A 15,070-nucleotide genomic window follows, 5' to 3' on the forward strand; every position below is an offset into this window, starting at 1 on the left:
GCCGGGCCGCGTGGTGACAGCGCCTGGGCCTCCTCGGTCGCGAGCCCCGGATGGGGCAGGGCACCCTCATCGGAACCGCTTCCCGACCGGGCGTCTGAGCTGGTCATGGTGGCAGCGTCCGTGCGGTCGTTCCACGAGCGGCCGTGGCTCGCACGACCCGAGAACGGACACCGAACGGCACGGCAGGTTCGTCCAGACGGGGTGACGCCCCGGCCGCTGCGGCGTGTCGGCGGGTCATCGCAGGGCCCCGATCGCTTCCTTCGCCGCGGCAGCGACGAGCGCGTCACTGGGTTCGGCTGCCTGGGTGCTCTTGGTGGTCTGGATCGCGAGGACGATCGGCGCACCCGAGGGCGGCCACACCACGGCGATGTCGTTGCGGACGCCGTAGTACCCGGTGCCGGTCTTGTCGGCGACCGTCCATCCCGCCGGAACGGCGGCGCGGACGAGGTCGTCCCCCGTGGTGTTCGCGCGCATCCACCCGATCAGTCGGGCGCGCTCCGATGCGTGCAGCACGCTGCCGAGCACCAGCCGATCGAGATCCAGCGCCAGCGCTCGAGGTGTCGAGGTGTCGCGGTCGTCGCCGGGCACCGCCGCGTTCAGGTCGGGCTCCGTCCGATCCGACCGCGTGGTGGTGTCCCCGATTCTCCGCAACGCGGTCTCGAACCCCGCGGGGCCCCCGACTCGCTGCAACACGATGTTGCCGGCCGTGTTGTCGCTCTGCTCCAAGGCCGCCGCGACGACGTCGCCGAGGCGCATCCCCGACTCGACGTGCTGCGAGGCGACCGGCGAACCGGCCAGGATCTCGTCCTGCGCGAGGTCGACGTGCGCGTCCAGATCGGTCGACGGGTCGGCCAGCAGGACGCCGGCGGCGAGCGATTTGTAGGTGGACGCGTAGGCGAACCGCCGGTTGGCGTTGTGGGCCACGGTCTGCCGGGTTCCGGTGTCCAGCGCGAAGACGCCCAGCGTCGCGCCGTACGTCTGCTGCAGACGGTCGAACGCCGGTGCTGTCGTCGCCGCCGCGCTTCGTGCCTCGTCTGGCTCGGACGTGACCGATGACGTCGGTCCCACCGCCCGGTGTGCGTCGTCCACGCCGGAGCATCCGGCCATGGCCAGGACGGCGATCGCTGCGACGACGGAACGTGCGAGCGCGCGCACTCGAGATGTCTGCATGACGCAACCCTTGCGACTGCCCGCCCGTGCAGTCAAAGACGGCTGGCTCGAACGCCATGCATGACCGGCATGCTCCGACCGTGGACCGCGGACCGCGGACCGCGGACCGCGGACCGCGTCAGCGCGCGCTGCGTCGTCGACGGCCGCGAAGACGCTCCGCGCGGTGGTCCGCTTCTTCAGCTGGTGAACGCCCTGCGATCGCCGAGGATCGCAGACCCCTGAGCATCGACGACCGCTCCGCGTGCGACCGGCAGACTGGAGGCCCAACGGTGGTCAGCAGGCGGCTCACGTCCGGCTCCGGTCGCCGACACCGTTCACCGATGCGGAGGACAGTCCATGAAAGCCGAACCCCTGAGCGGATCCGTCGCGCTCGTGACCGCAGCCGCTCGCGGGATCGGGCGATCGATCGCGCTCGACCTCGCGCAACACGGTGCCGACGTCGCCCTCGGGGTGCGCGACCCGGAAGGTGCCGCGGCGCTCGCGGACGAGATCCGCGCGCTGGGCAGGAGCGTGGCCGTCGTCGCGATGGACGTGACCGACCTCGCTGCATGCCGGGAGGCGGTCGATCGCGTCGCTGCGGAATTCGGGACCATCGACATCCTGGTGAACAACGCCGGCGGGAGCATCGTCGAGGATGCGTTCGACGTCACCGAGGAACACTTCGATGCCGTCTGGTCGCTCACCACGAAGTCGACGTTCTTCATCTCGCAGTACGTCGCTCGCCACATGCGGACTGTGGGCCGAGGCTCGATCGTGAACATCGCTTCGCAAGCCGGCCTCGTCGCGCTGCCTGGCGAGTCCTCCTACTGCACCAGCAAAGCCGCCGTGATCCACCTCACCAAGTGCCTGGCAGTCGAGTGGGGCCAGTACGGGATCCGTGTGAACGCCGTTGCGCCGACCTTCATCGAGACGGACGGCACCGCTCCAGCCCTGTCCGACGACGCGTTCCGGGACGACACGGTGGACCGCATCGCCGCACTGCACCGCATCGGACAGCCGCACGAGGTCGCCGCCGCCGTCACCTTCCTCGCAGGCGAGGGGGCCTCGCTCATCACCGGAACCGCGCTGCCGATCGACGGGGGCTGGACGGCCCGCTGACCCGAACGGAGGCGCGTCGCCGACGCGGCTCGATCCACTGGTGCGGCGTCGCGGCGTCGGCGGCTCGATGCTCGACCCCAGGGGGTCATGGTCGTCCTGGCAGCAGCCGTGTGAGGGGCCGGGTGAGGCGTGCGAGGAGCGCCGCGCGTTCGAAGAACGAGACCATCTGCCGCGGGGCGTCGTCGTTGAAGATCATGGCGAGACCGCGTGCTGATGCTGATGCTGATGCCTTCGCTCGGCGGAACATCTTCCGCTCGTAGCGTCCGAGTGCACGGTCGAGGTGTGGGCTCTCGATGACGGCGCGGGCGAGGTCTGCGCCGTCGATGAGGGCGAGGTTCGCGCCCTCGCCGGCGAACGGGGACATCAGGTGCGCGGCGTCGCCTACGGCCGTCACTCCTGGTACTCGGCGCCAGGTGAGGCCGATCGGGAGTGCGTAGATCGGACGCGGCCAGATGGTGTCGTCGCTGTCACGGATCATGTCCGTCAGCGGTCCGGCCCAGTCCCGGTACTCCCGCAGCAGCGCCGCACGCGCCGCCATCGGGTCGGTCCAGTCGATGCCGCTGGTCGCGGCCCAGTCCTCCGGCACGCGGAGACCGAGCCCCAGTGCGATCTCCTCTCCGCCATGGCCGCCGATCGACTTGTTGTCCGAGAGGGCGAAGAACGTCCCGTGCCCGGTCGTGCGGAGCGCCTCAGGGTGCGCACGGACCGCGTCCGAGAGCCGGAGCTCCACCATCGTGATGCCCGTGTACTCCGGCACGGTCGATGTCAGCGCCGTGCTCCGCACCCTCGACCACGCGCCATCGGCGCCGACGACGAGGTCTGCTGTGACCGTGCTCCCGTCGACGAACTGCAGTTCCCGCACCGGACCGTCCGTTCGGACCCCGGTGACCTTCGCGCCCCACCTGATCGTTCCTGGCTCGAGTGCGTCCACGAGCAGTTGCCGGAGTGCCTGCCGCTCGACTTCCGGGCGACCGTTCCCGCCGTCGACTTCGCTCTCGTCCACCAGCAGCCGCGCGTGGCGGTCCATCACCCGTGTCGCTTCACCTCCATGGCGAACGAGCGCGCGGAACTGATCGAACACGCCGGCCTGACGCAGTGCCTCTTGCCCGGTCGCGGTGTGGATGTCGAGCGAGCCGCCTTGTCGGCGTGCGTCCGCAGCGGTGTCGGCCTCGTGGATGGTGACGGGCAGGCCGGCTCGTTGCAGGATCCGGGCACAGACCAGGCCGCTGAGTCCTGCTCCCACGATGGCGACCGCGGGCCGCTCTTGCACGTTCATGGTCGGGACGGTAGCACTAGTCACTAGGAGTTCATAGTCGCTACAGATCGGTAGGATGGCGGCATGGGAGATGAACAGGGGCGGCGGGAGCGGAAGAAGGCCGTGACTCGCCAACGCCTCACGGACGCCGCCGTGCGGCTGTTCCTCGCTCGCGGCTACGACGCCGTGACCGTGGCTGAGGTGGCGGAGGAAGCAGACACCGCGCTCACCACGCTGTTCGCCCACTTTCCCGACGGGAAGCAAGCCCTCGTGTTCGGAGGCAGTGGGGACCGCGCGGCGAGCCTCGCACAGGCCATCGAGGGTCGACCGGTCGAGCAGGATGCCCTCACCGCGGTCGAGGAGTTCATCGCCGCGCACGGCCCGTTCGACGGGAAGCGGGACACTGAGACCAGTGCCGTGTTCGACCTGATCCGCACCACGCCCGCATTGACCGAGTACGCACGTCAGCGCTGGGTCCGATGCCAGGACGTGCTCGCCAGGACGCTCACAGAGGTCGGTGGGTACGGCTCTCCGGCCGCCGTGGACGCCCTGGCCCGATTCGTCCTCGAGTCGCCGCAGATCGCCGGCGCTCACCCGCGCCCGGGCCAGGCGCTGCACGAGATCTTCGACCACGTCCGGAAGGGATGGCCCCACGTCGAGTAGCCGACGGCGTGGCGAGTCCTCACGGACGTGCAGCCGTCGATCGGCTCCCGCACGTGCTCCGCCTGATCGCACCAGCTCACTGCATCAACGGGGACTCGCTCTCCGGGAGGAGGAACCATGTACATCACGGACTGGCCTGGCCGCAGCACGTCGACGCCGACGAGGCGGCACGGATCTTCCACCACTACTTCCAACACCGGACCGTGCCCGACGACGACACGCTCCGCCTCATCGACGACATGTGATCGCCGCCGGAGCCCGAGCACCGCTCGTCGACATCGAGGGTCCTCCACCGAGCGGTGGAGCCGGCATCCGCCGGTCGTCGGACGGAGGTGCTCCTGCTGGCGGTCGACGCGGCGGTGGCCGCACGTGGAGGCTGGTCGTATGTCTGGATCCAGCACGTCCCGTTTCCGTCTCATGACCGCGACCGCCATCGCCGCGTCGGTCGCACTGCTCGGCACCGGGTGCAGTTACGTCGACCAGCAGATCGGTGACGCGTGGGCGGTCACCTACGAGGTCCACGTCGACCGGCCGACCGGCGCGGAACTCACCGAGGTCAAGGCCGAGGGTGCCAGGGAGCGTGGTGACGCTCCGGAGGTCCAGCGGCTCGGATCCGTCACGACGGGCACCACGGACGGTGACGGGTCGCGGTGGACGCACGACGTCGTGGTCCTGACCGAGCAACGAGCGTCGGTCACCGCGACGCCCGGGAAGGGTGCCACGGCGACCTGCCGGATCCTGCTCGACGGGAAGCGCGTGATCGCGACCGAGACGTCCACGACTCCAGGTGGGCGTGTTGCGTGCTCAGTGACGACGCCGAAGTTCAGCTAGCGCGACCCGCTCGGACACTGCTTCGCCTACCGAACGGTAGGTAGACTGTACGCATGACACAACCGGTCCGACGCGCGGCGGCCGTCAGCCGGCGCGGGAGCGACACGCGTCGACGCGCCCAACGTGCTGCGCTGCAGCTGTTCACCCGGCAGGGGTACGAATCGACCTCGTTGCGGGAGATCGCCGACGAGCTCGGGATCAACAAGGCGTCGCTGTACCACCACTTCGCGAGCAAGGAAGCGATCCTGCAGTCGCTCTTCGACGAGCGCGGCACCGAGGCCCAGGAGCTCCTCGCATGGCTCCGCGAGCAGCCACGGACTCCGACGCTGCTCGAGGAGACCGTGGTGCGCTGGGTGGACACGTTCACCAGCGACAAGCTCGCCGCGATCCGGTTCATGACCGCGAACCCGCTCGTGATCCGCGGTCTCGCCGACTCGAGCGGGCGGAGCATCGGTGCGCCGCTGAACGCGATCGTGGACGAACTCACCGCGCTCGTCCCCAGCGGTCGCGAGCAGGACGGCCTGTTGGTGCGGATGGCGGTCCTCAGCATCAACGCAGCCGTGCAGGCCGCGGTGCACGCCGAGGTGACGGACGCGGACGTCATCGCCGCAGCGCAGCGGGCAGCGCGGGCGCTGGTCCGCGAGGTCGGCGGCACACCGTGAACGTGGTGCTCGTGGTCCAACTGGTGCTCGTGGGTCTGCTCGCGGGTGAGGAGTTCATCGTCCGATGGGGCATCCAGCCCGCGATCAGGACGCTGCCCGATGATGCGCATCTCCGCACCCGCATCGCGTTGGTGAAGTCGCTCAAGGTCGTCGTGCCGATCCTGATGGTCCCGGCCCTGCTGGCCTCGGTCGCCGTCCTCGTGATCGCCGGGGCAGACGACGGTCTCGGGTGGCGGATTGCCGCGATGGTGGCATTGGTGGTGTTCGTGCTCGCTTCGTTCCTCGGCACGGTCCCGATCAACATCGGCGTCAACGACTGGGATCCGACCGACCCGCCAGCAGACTGGAAGCGCGTCGTGATGCGGTGGGAACGCATCGACGTCCTCCGCTCGAGCGCAGCCGGCGTCGCATTCGTGCTGTTCGCCGCCGCTGTCGTCCAGATCCTGGGCTGACGAGCGGCTACGGCTCCTCGTCGACGAGGGCGACGAATCTCGTGCCCACGCCATCCACCTCGCGCCGCACGCGCCCCGCGGCCGGTTCCGGCGCCTGGTACCCCGCGTGGTAGTCACACATCAGGAAGTCCCAGTCGGGCCACCACTTCTTGGGCCGCGCATCCTCGGTGAAGCCGCAGACGACGCACTCGAGGTGGACCCAGACCTTCTTGCCCGTGCGGTTGGCCCGGGACTGCACGAGCCAGGCAGGCGGATCCTGCTCGATCGCCGCGAGGTCGGCTTCGCTGAGGCGTGGGGGGATCCCGTGATGGGCCGCCATCTCGAGGGGGATGTCGAGCCGGATGGCGGCGTCGCGTCGCGAGAGCATCCGCCCAGGGTAGGTTCTGCCGCTGGGCGCGGCCACGTCGAGGACGGACGCAGCGTGTCCGCGCAGCACGAGTCGAGGGCGAGGAGCCGCGTCCACCGTCATCGCTGCTGTCGTCGGCGGTCGCTATCGTGACCGCATGCTGCCCGTCGCGCCCGGCGCCCTCCGCGTCCTCCACCTGTCCGACACCCACCTGACCGGTGACGGCTCGCTGCACAACGGCGTGGTGGACACCGCGGCCACACTCGCCGCGGTCCTCGCCCGGGTCGCCGACGTCCCCGGTGTCGGCCTGGTCGTCGTCTCCGGGGACTGCTCGGACGACGGCACGCCCGCCTCGTACCAGGCCCTGCTCGACCGCGTCGGGGCCTGGGCGCGTGCGCACGGTTCGGCCGTCGTCGCCGTGCCCGGGAACCACGACGGGCGCGCCGGGTTCCGTGAGGTCCTCGGGAACGGCCATGTGTTCGCCGAAGGTGGGGCACCGGTCGCGCACACGCTGCAGCACGTTGCACCGAGCGTCCCGGTCGACGGCGTCTCGATGGTGGCCGGGCGCCGGATCATCACGCTCGACACCTCGGTCCCCGGCGCCGGGTACGGACTGCTGCGGCCCGAGCAGCTCGAACGGCTCCGCGAGCTGCTCGCCGATCCCGCTCCGTACGGGACCGTCCTCGTGCTGCACCACTCACCGTTGCCGGCGCCGACCGCCCTGCACGAGGCGTTACGACTGCAGAACCCGGACGAGCTGGCGGATGCGCTGCGGGGGAGCGACGTGCGCGTCGTCCTCGCGGGGCACTACCACCACCACATGGTCGGCACGATCACGGGGGTTCCCGTGCTCGTGGCGCCCGGGGTCGCGAACGACACCGACATCGCGGGCGTGTACGAGCGGGAGCGCATCCTCGCCGGCGCCGGAGCGCTCGTGGTCGACGTCCCGGCCGAGGGCACCGTGCTCTCGACGCCCGTGCACGTCCCCGTGCCGGACGAGGGGCGCGAGCTCTTCACGTTCGACGAGGCGCGGGTCGCACGCATCGCGGCGGAGTCCGGCCCGCGCCGCTGAGGAGTTCCACTGGACGCTGAGCAGCCCCACCGGGCACGGACGCCGGCACGATCAGCCGCAGCCGCAGCCGCAGCGGAACCGGCCGCGGACCCAGCCAGGGGAGCGCATGCTCGGCGGTACCGCATCACGGTTGCGACGGCGACGGCGACGGTGCCGACAGCAGGAGCGTGCCATGCGTATGGGATCAGCGGTCGAGTTCGACCGGTACGGCGGGACCGACGAGCTCCACTTCGTCGACCAGGAACGACCGACCCCGGCGGACGGTGAGGTCGTCGTCGAGGTCGTGGCGGCCGGCCTCAGCCACATCGAGATCGCGACCCGCGAAGGTGCGCTGGCGGACCGGGTGCCGACGGTCTTCCCCTCGCGGCAGGGATCGTGCTTCGCGGGCATCGTCCGGGCGAAGGGGCGGTCGGTGCGCGGGGTGCACGCCGGGCAGGCCGTGATGGGCCACGCCGTCGGTGGTGGCGCCCAGGCGAGCTGGGTGTGCGTCCCGGCGGCAGCGATCGTGCGCAAGCCGGAGAACATCCCGTTCGAGGTGGCCGGCGGCCTGTACCTGGCCGGGACGACGGCCTGGCGGATCATCGGCGACCTCGCGATCACCGCGGACGACGTCGTGGTGATCGCCGCCGCCGCCGGTGGGGTGGGGCACATCGAGGCGCAGCTGGCGCTCGCAGCAGGCGCCCGGGTCATCGGCACCTGCGGTGAGCGGAACCACGACTACCTCCGGCAGATCGGCGTGCTCCCGGTGACGTACGGGGATGGCATGGTCGAGCGGATCCGTCAGGCTGCCGCAGGGCACCCGGTCACCGCGTTCGTCGACAACCGGGGCGACGGTGCGGCCCTGTCGACGGCGCTCGGGGTCGACCCGGCGCGGTTCGTGTCGCTCGAGCGGCGCCGTGACGTCGAGCTGTACTTCGTGCAGGCCGACGGCGATGACACCGACCCCGCGACGATCATGCAGGACCTCGGTCGGCGCATCGAGGCGCACCAGCTCCGGGTGCTCGTGTCGGGGTTCTACCCCTTCGAGTACCTGGTCGACGCCTACGAGGACCTCGCAGCGGGCCACTCCCGCGGCAAGGTCGTCGTCGGCATGCAGCCCGTCGAGACCGGGATGCGGCAGGAGTGGTACCGCTCCGAGAAGGCGCGCACGATGGCGGAACGCTGACGAGCACGAGCACGAGCACGAGCGCGAGCGCCTCCGCGGAGGCGTACCCCTGCGTCAGCGCGGACGTATGCCCGGGTCCACGTCAGCTCAGGACGTCCTTCCGCACGAACCGCAGTGTGGCGAGGCCGCCGAAGACCACGACGTAGGCCGCCTGCAGGAGCGCGTTGTGCCCGAACGACTCGAACGACAGCGGGTCGCGTAACAGGTCCCCGAACCCGAGCCACAGGTGCGAGAACAGGAACGGGTGGAGCCAGTCGAGCTGGGGGAGCGCGTCGGCGATCTGCGAGGCGCCGGCGAGGACGACCGTGGCGGCCATCGCCCCGACGGGCACCGCGGTGAGCGTCGACGCGAACAGCCCGATCGCGGTGAGTCCGAGCATCGACAGCGTCACGTAGGCGACGAGCAACAGCGCCCGCACGGCGTACTGCACGCCGCCGACCTGGGTGCCGGAGAGCAGCGTCACCGGACCGATTGGGAACAGCGCCGCCCCGATCGCGACACCGACCACGACGATCGTCAGGGTCGCGGCGAGGGCGAACGCGCCGGCGCCGACGAACTTCACGAGTACGAGCCGGAGCCGGCCGGTCGGCGCGACGAGCAGGTAGCGCAGGGTGCCGAGGTTGGCCTCGCCCGCGATCGTGTCCCCGGACGCGACCCCGATCGTCAGCGGCAGGAACAGCGGGATCGACACCGTCAGCGCCGTGAACGCGACGAACAGCCCGTTGTTCGTGATGTCGGACAGGAACGCCGGGCCGCCCGACGTCCGATGCGTCGCGACCCGGACGGCGACCGCGATGAGGATCGGTACGAGTGCGAGCGCGCCGAGCATCGCCCAGGTGCGCCAGCGGCGGAACAGCACGCGCACCTCGGAGCCGAGGAGCGCGGTGGCGCGCGTGCCCCGGCGACCGGTGTCGGGCCTCCCGGTCGGCGTGACGGCGGTGCCGTCCACCGCGACCGCGCCCCCGTCAGCGGCGCGGTGGCCCGTGCCCGCTGCCTCACCCTGCGACATCGAAACCCTCCCCGGTCAGCGCGACGAAGCGGTCCTCGAGCGTGCCGCCGCCGACGGCGATGCCGCGCACGCGGACGCCGGCCTCGACCAGTGCGGCGGTGACGGTCTCGGCCGGCACCTCGTCCGGGAGGTCCGCCACGAGTCCGTCGGACCGGCTCGCCGCGTCGACGTGGAGGCCGAGCCGCGTGAGCACGATGTGGGCGTCGCCCCGGTCCGGCGTCTGGACCGTGACCCGCGCGGTCCCGACCCGCCGGAGCTCGTCGAGCGAGCCCTGCGCGACGAGGCTGCCAGCACGCATCACTCCGGCGTGCGTGCACACCTGCTCGATCTCGGCGAGCAGGTGGCTCGACACGAACACGGTGGTGCCGTCGTCGGCGAGTGACCGGATGAGGTTCCGGACCTCACGGGTGCCCTGCGGATCGAGCCCGTTCGTGGGCTCGTCGAGCACGAGGAGGTCACGCTGCGTGAGGAGCGCGTTCGCGAGGCCGAGCCGTTGCTTCATGCCGAGGGAGTAGGCGCCGGCCTTCTTGTCGGCCGCGTGCGTGAGCCCGACGCGGTCGAGGGCGGCGTCCACCCGGCGCGTGCGCGAGGTCGGATCGGAGCGGGGATCGGCGGCGTCGAACCGGTGCAGGTTCGCCCGCCCGGACAGGAACGGGTAGGACGCCGGTCCCTCGACGAGCGCGCCGACCCGCGGCAGCACGCTGGGCAGTGCGCGGGGCATGCGTTCGCCGAGGACCTCGATGGTCCCGGCGCTCGCCGCGGTCAGGCCGAGGAGCATGCGGATCGTCGTGGTCTTGCCGGAGCCGTTCGGGCCGAGGAACCCGAACACCGAGCCGCGCGGCACCGCCAGGTCGATGCCGTCGACGGCGTGCTGCCGTCGGAAGACCTTGCGCAGACCCTGGGTGCGGATCGCGAGGTCCGCGGTGCTCACTCGGCTGCGGCCTCGAGCGCCGACACCGGCACCGCGCCGGCGAGGACGCGGCCGTCGTCCGTGATGAGGATCGACACGAGCGAGGTCTGCACCGCGCGGCCGCCGTCGACCGCCTTGGTGAGCTGCCCGAACAGCTGCGAGCCGTCGGCGTCGAGCTGGCGCTTCGGGAACGTCCCCGCGGGCAGGGTCACGATGCTCGACCAGCCGTCGCCCTGGACGCTCGGGGTCGGTGCGCCGGAGGCCCGCACGTCACCGGGGGCCACGAGGCCGGGGTGCTTGGCCGTCGAGCTGTGCTCCGCGGCATCGGAGAGGTCCTTCGTCGTCACCTTCGCATCGCTCGGCGGCGTGAAGTCGAACAGAGACGCCTTGGGTGGGCCGTACGAGAGCGCGCTGAACCGCACCGACACCGCTGCCGTGGACTGCCCGCGAGCGTCGATCCGGGCGCTCAGCGGCAGGCCGGTGGACTTGTCGATCGCGATGACGACGTCGTGCACGAGCGTCGACGAGGACTTCGGGGTCAGTCGCACCTGCCAGGCGGCGTGCCCGGCGACCGAGGTGGTCGTCGGCGTGCCGACGTGGGTGCTCGGCGTGATCCCGGCGATCGCTCGCGCGGCGATGTCGGCGGGCGACGCGGACCCCGTGTCGGTGCCGTTCGCTGCCGCGGCGGACGACGGGAGCGTGACGTGCACGGCCTTGTCCGCCTTGGAGTCCCAGGTCCAGACGTCGCGCCCGTTGCGGATGACGTCGCGCTCGGCGAGCTGGTCGAGCACCTGGACGCGGGCCTTGCTGCGACCGTCGACGTAGACGCGCGCCTCGTGCGACGCGGTCAGCAGATCGAGCACGTCCGATGCGCCGGACTGCGCGCTCGACGCCCCGGACGAGCCGCTCGTCGACGGCAGCGACGGCAGACCGAGGTCGCTCGTCTGGCTGATCCGCCCGGAGTACGACAGGGTGTCGCTGTGTGCGACGCTCGCGAGCACCTGCGCCGCCGTGGGGTGGCTGCCGGTGGTGGCGGGGGACGGGGTCGCGGCGCTCGCGGCGAGCGGGGCGGCGACCGCCCCGGCGACGACGACCGGCGCGACGACGGCCGGGAGCCAGGTCGACTTCTTCTTCATGACGCATCCCCTTCGACTGCAGGTCCGCTGACGGTACGTCCACAGCCCGAACGTCCGCTGTGGAGGTGCGGATCAGGCGCGCGGTCGGCGGACGTCCGCCAGGTGGTGGACCGGGTCGTGCAGGTAGTACCGGGCGAGGGACTCCACCGTGAACGCACTGCCGTCCGAGCGGAGGCCCGGCCGGTCGACCTGGTCGTCGCGCACCGCGGCGAAGGCGGCGGCGGTCCGATCGGCGGCGGCGAGGAGCTCCTCGGCGACGACGGCCGAGTCCTGCTCGCCGTACCGGTCCTCCACAGCGGTGGCGTCCTGGTCCCAGTTCGGGAACCGGGGCGCGTCCTCGGCGAGCATGAGCTCGAGCCGACCCGCCATGACGCGATGCACGTCGCGGACGTGGGCGCCGTACTCCAGCGGTGACCACGTCGCGTCGTCCGGACGCTCGCGGACGTCGTCGCGCGCCAGCTCGGCCGGCCACGCGGCGGCGTTCGCACGGACGAGCCCCGGGACCTCGTCGAACGTCACGGTGCGACCGTCGAACCCGCACTCGGGGCACCGGTCCTCGAGCACCCAGGTCCAGTTCTTCGTGTCGGGTTCGATCGGCATGGCGGGACGCTACCGTACCGGGGCTCGCCCGTTCACCGGGGTCCGTAGGCTCGGCGCATGCGTCTCCTGCTCATCCGCCACGGCCAGACCCCCGCGAACGTCGACGGGGTGCTCGACACGCTCGTGCCGGGACCGGGGCTCACCCCGCTCGGCCGGGAACAGGCGGCCCGGTTGCCCCAGGCGCTCGGCGACCGCGGTGTCGGCGCGGTGTTCGTCTCGGACATGGTCCGGACCCACGAGACGGCGGCACCGCTCGCCGACGCGCTCGGACTCGAGCCGATCGAGCTCCCGGGACTCCACGAGATCGACGCGGGCGACCTCGAGGGCAAGCGCGACCGCGCCTCCGTCCTCGAGTACATGGGCACGGTGTCCGCATGGCTCGACGGGGACCGCGACCGGCGCATGCCGGGCGGACCGGACGGGCACGCGTTCTTCGCGCGCTTCGACGCCGCCGTGTCGACGATCGCCGCGGGCGGCGCCGACACCGCTGCCGCGTTCAGCCACGGCGCGGCCATCCGGAGCTGGGCGGGTGGGACCGCGACGAACCTCGCGGACCACGCGCTCGCGCGCCACACACTCGAGAACACCGGCATCGTCGAGCTCGACGGCGACCCCGCCAGCGGGTGGACCGTGGTCCGCTGGGAGGGGCAGCCCGTCGGTGGCGACGAGGTCGCGGACCGCAGCGCGCCCGATCCCACGGGCGAGGCGTTCACGCCGCCGGACGGAGCGACGCCCGCCTCCCGGTGATCGGGAGACGGGCGTCGGGGGCCGGCCGGGGCGAGGGTCAGCGCGCCGCGACCGGGGTCGATCCGAGCGGGACGACGACGCCGTGCGCGACGCGGAGTTCCTCGAGCGTCGCGGCGATCTCCTCGTCGCGCTCGTCGGAGGTCCACTGCAGCGCCGTCGCGAGGACGTCGGCGAGCTCGGTGAGGAGCTCGATCGTCACGCCGCCGACGAACGCCAGGTTCGTCCGGCGGAGCACGACGTCGGACAGGTGCACGGCGTGCTCCCGCTCGGCGAAGAACGCCACCTCGGCGGTGGTCAGCTCGGGGTCGGTCTCGAGCGGCACGACGGGCTGGTCGAGGAGCACGTCGATGACCTCGGTCGCCCGGGTGCCGTACCGGGTGAGGAGCCGGTCCACGGCTGCGGGGTCGAGCCCGTCGCGGTGCGTCTGCACCCACAGGGCGCGGTCGCTGTCGGTCGTCGGGAAGTCCTTGCCGCCGCCGATCGGCATACCCGTCGTGTCGACCTTCCGGGTGACACCGAGGCGGTTCGTCACCTCGGTCGACAGGTGCGCGGACAGGGCGCGGAACGTGGTCCACTTGCCGCCGACGAGCGAGAGCACCGTGGCGGGCCCGAGGCCGTCAATCGGCGTCTCGACGATGCGGTAGTCACGTGAGACGAACCCGGGGGCGGTGTCCTCGTGCCGGGGGAGCGGCCGGATGCCCGAGTAGCGGTAGACGATGTGCTCGCGGTCGAGGGCGATCTGCGGGAACACGTGCCGGACGAGGTCGAAGAAGTAGTCGACCTCCTCCTCGGTGCACACGGCGGGCTCGGCGGGGTCGGCGTCGATGTCGGTCGTGCCGATGAGCACCCGGCCCTTGAGCGGGTAGATGAGCACGATGCGGCCGTCGTCGTTCTCGAAGAAGATCTCGCGGCCCTTCGTCGCCGCGAGCAGCTCCGGGTTGTCGACGACGATGTGGGAGCCCTTCGTGCCGCCCATGTACGCCGTCTCGCCCCCGAACGCCGCGTTCGTCAGGTCGGTCCACGGCCCGGAGGCGTTGACGACGACCGGCGCGGTGACGACGAACTCGGTCCCCGACTCGACGTCGCGGAGCAGGACGCCGCCGTCGCGCGTGCCGACGGCCTCGACGTAGTTCGCCGAGCGGGCGGTCGCGGCGCTGCCGTTCCCGGTACCCGCGGCGAGCCCGTCCTTGAGGACGTCGAGCGCCAGGCGCTCGGGCTCGTGCACGGACGCGTCGTAGTAGGTGCCCGTGTACTTGAGGTCGTGGTTCAGGGCGGGCATGTCCTCGAGCGCGGCCTTCTTCGTGAGGAAGCGGTGCTTCGGCACGGATCCGCCGTCACGCGAGAACGAGTCGTAGAGCGTCATGCCGATCTTGATGAGGGCAGCGCCACGCTCCTTGGTGGACCGCTGCATGTGCGTCAGCATCCGCAGCGGGGCGTTCATGATGCCCGAGAACGTGGAGAACACCGGCATGGTGGTCTGCAGCGGCTTGACGTAGTGCGGGGCGATCCTGATGAGGCCGTTGCGCTCCTGCACGGACTCGCGGACCAGCCGGAACTCGCCGTTCTCGAGGTAGCGGATGCCGCCGTGGATCATGTGGCTCGACGCGGCCGAGGCCCCCGACGCGTAGTCGTTCCGCTCGACGAGCACGACGTCGACGCCCTGCAGCGCGAGGTCGCGGAAGGTCGCGATGCCGTTGATGCCCCCACCGACGACGAGGACCTGGGCGGTGGGCCGGTCGGTGATGGCCGCGACGTTCGGTCGCAGCGCGGTCTTCTTCGACATGTGGTTCGTCTTCCTCCTCAGCGACGCGGCCGGATTCGCCGCGGCGACTCCTCGATGGTGCGCGCCGGTGACAGGAGGGGCAACCCGCCTGCACGAACGTGCACGGGGCCTCCAGAGCGGCGACGACCGGTGGCAACGCACGTCCGCTGGGGGCGAGAATGGAGCCAGCGG

17 protein-coding genes are annotated in these 15,070 nt (G+C 71.5%); 9 read left to right on the top strand and 8 right to left on the bottom strand.

Features of this window, described 5'->3' with window-relative positions; all coding sequences use genetic code 11:
- Nucleotides 1-234: 234 nt before the first annotated feature.
- The gene (bla, locus tag DEI94_RS03560) at nt 235-1,170 is read right to left on the bottom strand and encodes a class A beta-lactamase (RefSeq protein WP_111010023.1); all 936 of its coding nucleotides are present in this window, start codon (nt 1,168-1,170) and stop codon (nt 235-237) included.
- 336 nt (nt 1,171-1,506) lie between these two features.
- Between bla and DEI94_RS03565 the strand changes: the two genes are divergently transcribed.
- Entirely contained in the window at nt 1,507-2,268 is a 762-nt protein-coding gene (locus tag DEI94_RS03565; protein WP_111010021.1) for an SDR family NAD(P)-dependent oxidoreductase, read from the top strand.
- Between the two features lie 85 nt (nt 2,269-2,353).
- Here the strand turns inward: DEI94_RS03565 and DEI94_RS03570 are convergent, their stop codons facing one another.
- Complete coding sequence (locus tag DEI94_RS03570; protein ID WP_111026463.1) at nt 2,354-3,544, bottom strand: FAD-dependent oxidoreductase; 1,191 nt, start codon at nt 3,542-3,544, stop codon at nt 2,354-2,356.
- Between the two features lie 63 nt (nt 3,545-3,607).
- On the opposite strand from DEI94_RS03570, the gene DEI94_RS03575 reads away from it, so the two are divergent.
- The 5 genes from DEI94_RS03575 (at nt 3,608) to DEI94_RS03595 (ending at nt 6,131) form a co-directional block, all read left to right on the top strand.
- A complete protein-coding gene (locus DEI94_RS03575) occupies nt 3,608-4,186 on the top strand; it encodes a TetR/AcrR family transcriptional regulator (protein WP_111010017.1) in 579 nt (192 codons plus the stop codon).
- Between the two features lie 53 nt (nt 4,187-4,239).
- The gene (locus tag DEI94_RS03580) at nt 4,240-4,431 is read left to right on the top strand and encodes a hypothetical protein (RefSeq protein WP_111026462.1); all 192 of its coding nucleotides are present in this window, start codon (nt 4,240-4,242) and stop codon (nt 4,429-4,431) included.
- Nucleotides 4,432-4,603: 172 nt separating this feature from the next.
- Nucleotides 4,604-5,017 carry a hypothetical protein gene (locus DEI94_RS03585; RefSeq protein WP_111026461.1) on the top strand — a complete coding sequence of 138 codons (414 nt, stop codon included), beginning with the start codon at nt 4,604-4,606 and terminating at the stop codon, nt 5,015-5,017.
- Nucleotides 5,018-5,070: 53 nt separating this feature from the next.
- Entirely contained in the window at nt 5,071-5,679 is a 609-nt protein-coding gene (locus DEI94_RS03590; RefSeq protein ID WP_111026460.1) for a TetR/AcrR family transcriptional regulator, read from the top strand.
- A 5-nt stretch (nt 5,680-5,684) separates the two neighbouring features.
- Nucleotides 5,685-6,131, top strand: coding sequence for an anthrone oxygenase family protein (locus DEI94_RS03595; protein ID WP_284183731.1), 447 nt, complete (start codon nt 5,685-5,687; stop codon nt 6,129-6,131).
- Between the two features lie 7 nt (nt 6,132-6,138).
- Here the strand turns inward: DEI94_RS03595 and DEI94_RS03600 are convergent, their stop codons facing one another.
- Nucleotides 6,139-6,498 carry a hypothetical protein gene (locus DEI94_RS03600; protein WP_111026459.1) on the bottom strand — a complete coding sequence of 120 codons (360 nt, stop codon included), beginning with the start codon at nt 6,496-6,498 and terminating at the stop codon, nt 6,139-6,141.
- 136 nt (nt 6,499-6,634) lie between these two features.
- On the opposite strand from DEI94_RS03600, the gene DEI94_RS03605 reads away from it, so the two are divergent.
- Nucleotides 6,635-7,549 (top strand): metallophosphoesterase, encoded by a 915-nt coding sequence (locus DEI94_RS03605; protein ID WP_111026458.1) that lies wholly within the window; start codon nt 6,635-6,637, stop codon nt 7,547-7,549.
- A gap of 172 nt (nt 7,550-7,721) precedes the next feature.
- Entirely contained in the window at nt 7,722-8,714 is a 993-nt protein-coding gene (locus tag DEI94_RS03610; protein ID WP_146249450.1) for an NADP-dependent oxidoreductase, read from the top strand.
- A gap of 82 nt (nt 8,715-8,796) precedes the next feature.
- Here the strand turns inward: DEI94_RS03610 and DEI94_RS03615 are convergent, their stop codons facing one another.
- From DEI94_RS03615 to DEI94_RS03630, 4 genes are all read right to left on the bottom strand, one after another.
- A complete protein-coding gene (locus DEI94_RS03615) occupies nt 8,797-9,723 on the bottom strand; it encodes an ABC transporter permease (protein ID WP_111010003.1) in 927 nt (308 codons plus the stop codon).
- The gene (locus tag DEI94_RS03620) at nt 9,710-10,654 is read right to left on the bottom strand and encodes an ABC transporter ATP-binding protein (RefSeq protein WP_111026456.1); all 945 of its coding nucleotides are present in this window, start codon (nt 10,652-10,654) and stop codon (nt 9,710-9,712) included. The genes DEI94_RS03615 and DEI94_RS03620 overlap by 14 nt, the downstream gene beginning before the upstream one ends.
- Nucleotides 10,651-11,769, bottom strand: a complete 1,119-nt coding sequence (locus tag DEI94_RS03625; protein WP_111026455.1) for a LolA family protein — start codon at nt 11,767-11,769, stop codon at nt 10,651-10,653. The genes DEI94_RS03620 and DEI94_RS03625 overlap by 4 nt, the downstream gene beginning before the upstream one ends.
- 72 nt (nt 11,770-11,841) lie before the next feature.
- Complete coding sequence (locus tag DEI94_RS03630) at nt 11,842-12,369, bottom strand: DinB family protein (RefSeq protein ID WP_111026454.1); 528 nt, start codon at nt 12,367-12,369, stop codon at nt 11,842-11,844.
- A gap of 57 nt (nt 12,370-12,426) precedes the next feature.
- Here DEI94_RS03630 and DEI94_RS03635 point away from each other — a divergent pair, with 57 nt between their 5' ends.
- A complete protein-coding gene (locus tag DEI94_RS03635) occupies nt 12,427-13,116 on the top strand; it encodes a histidine phosphatase family protein (RefSeq protein WP_111026453.1) in 690 nt (229 codons plus the stop codon).
- A gap of 37 nt (nt 13,117-13,153) precedes the next feature.
- On the opposite strand, the gene DEI94_RS03640 is transcribed toward DEI94_RS03635, so the two are convergent.
- Complete coding sequence (locus DEI94_RS03640; protein WP_111026452.1) at nt 13,154-14,899, bottom strand: glycerol-3-phosphate dehydrogenase/oxidase; 1,746 nt, start codon at nt 14,897-14,899, stop codon at nt 13,154-13,156.
- Nucleotides 14,900-15,070: the final 171 nt, after the last annotated feature.

The sequence above is a fragment of the Curtobacterium sp. MCBD17_040 genome, assembly GCF_003234805.2.
Classification (GTDB): domain Bacteria; phylum Actinomycetota; class Actinomycetes; order Actinomycetales; family Microbacteriaceae; genus Curtobacterium.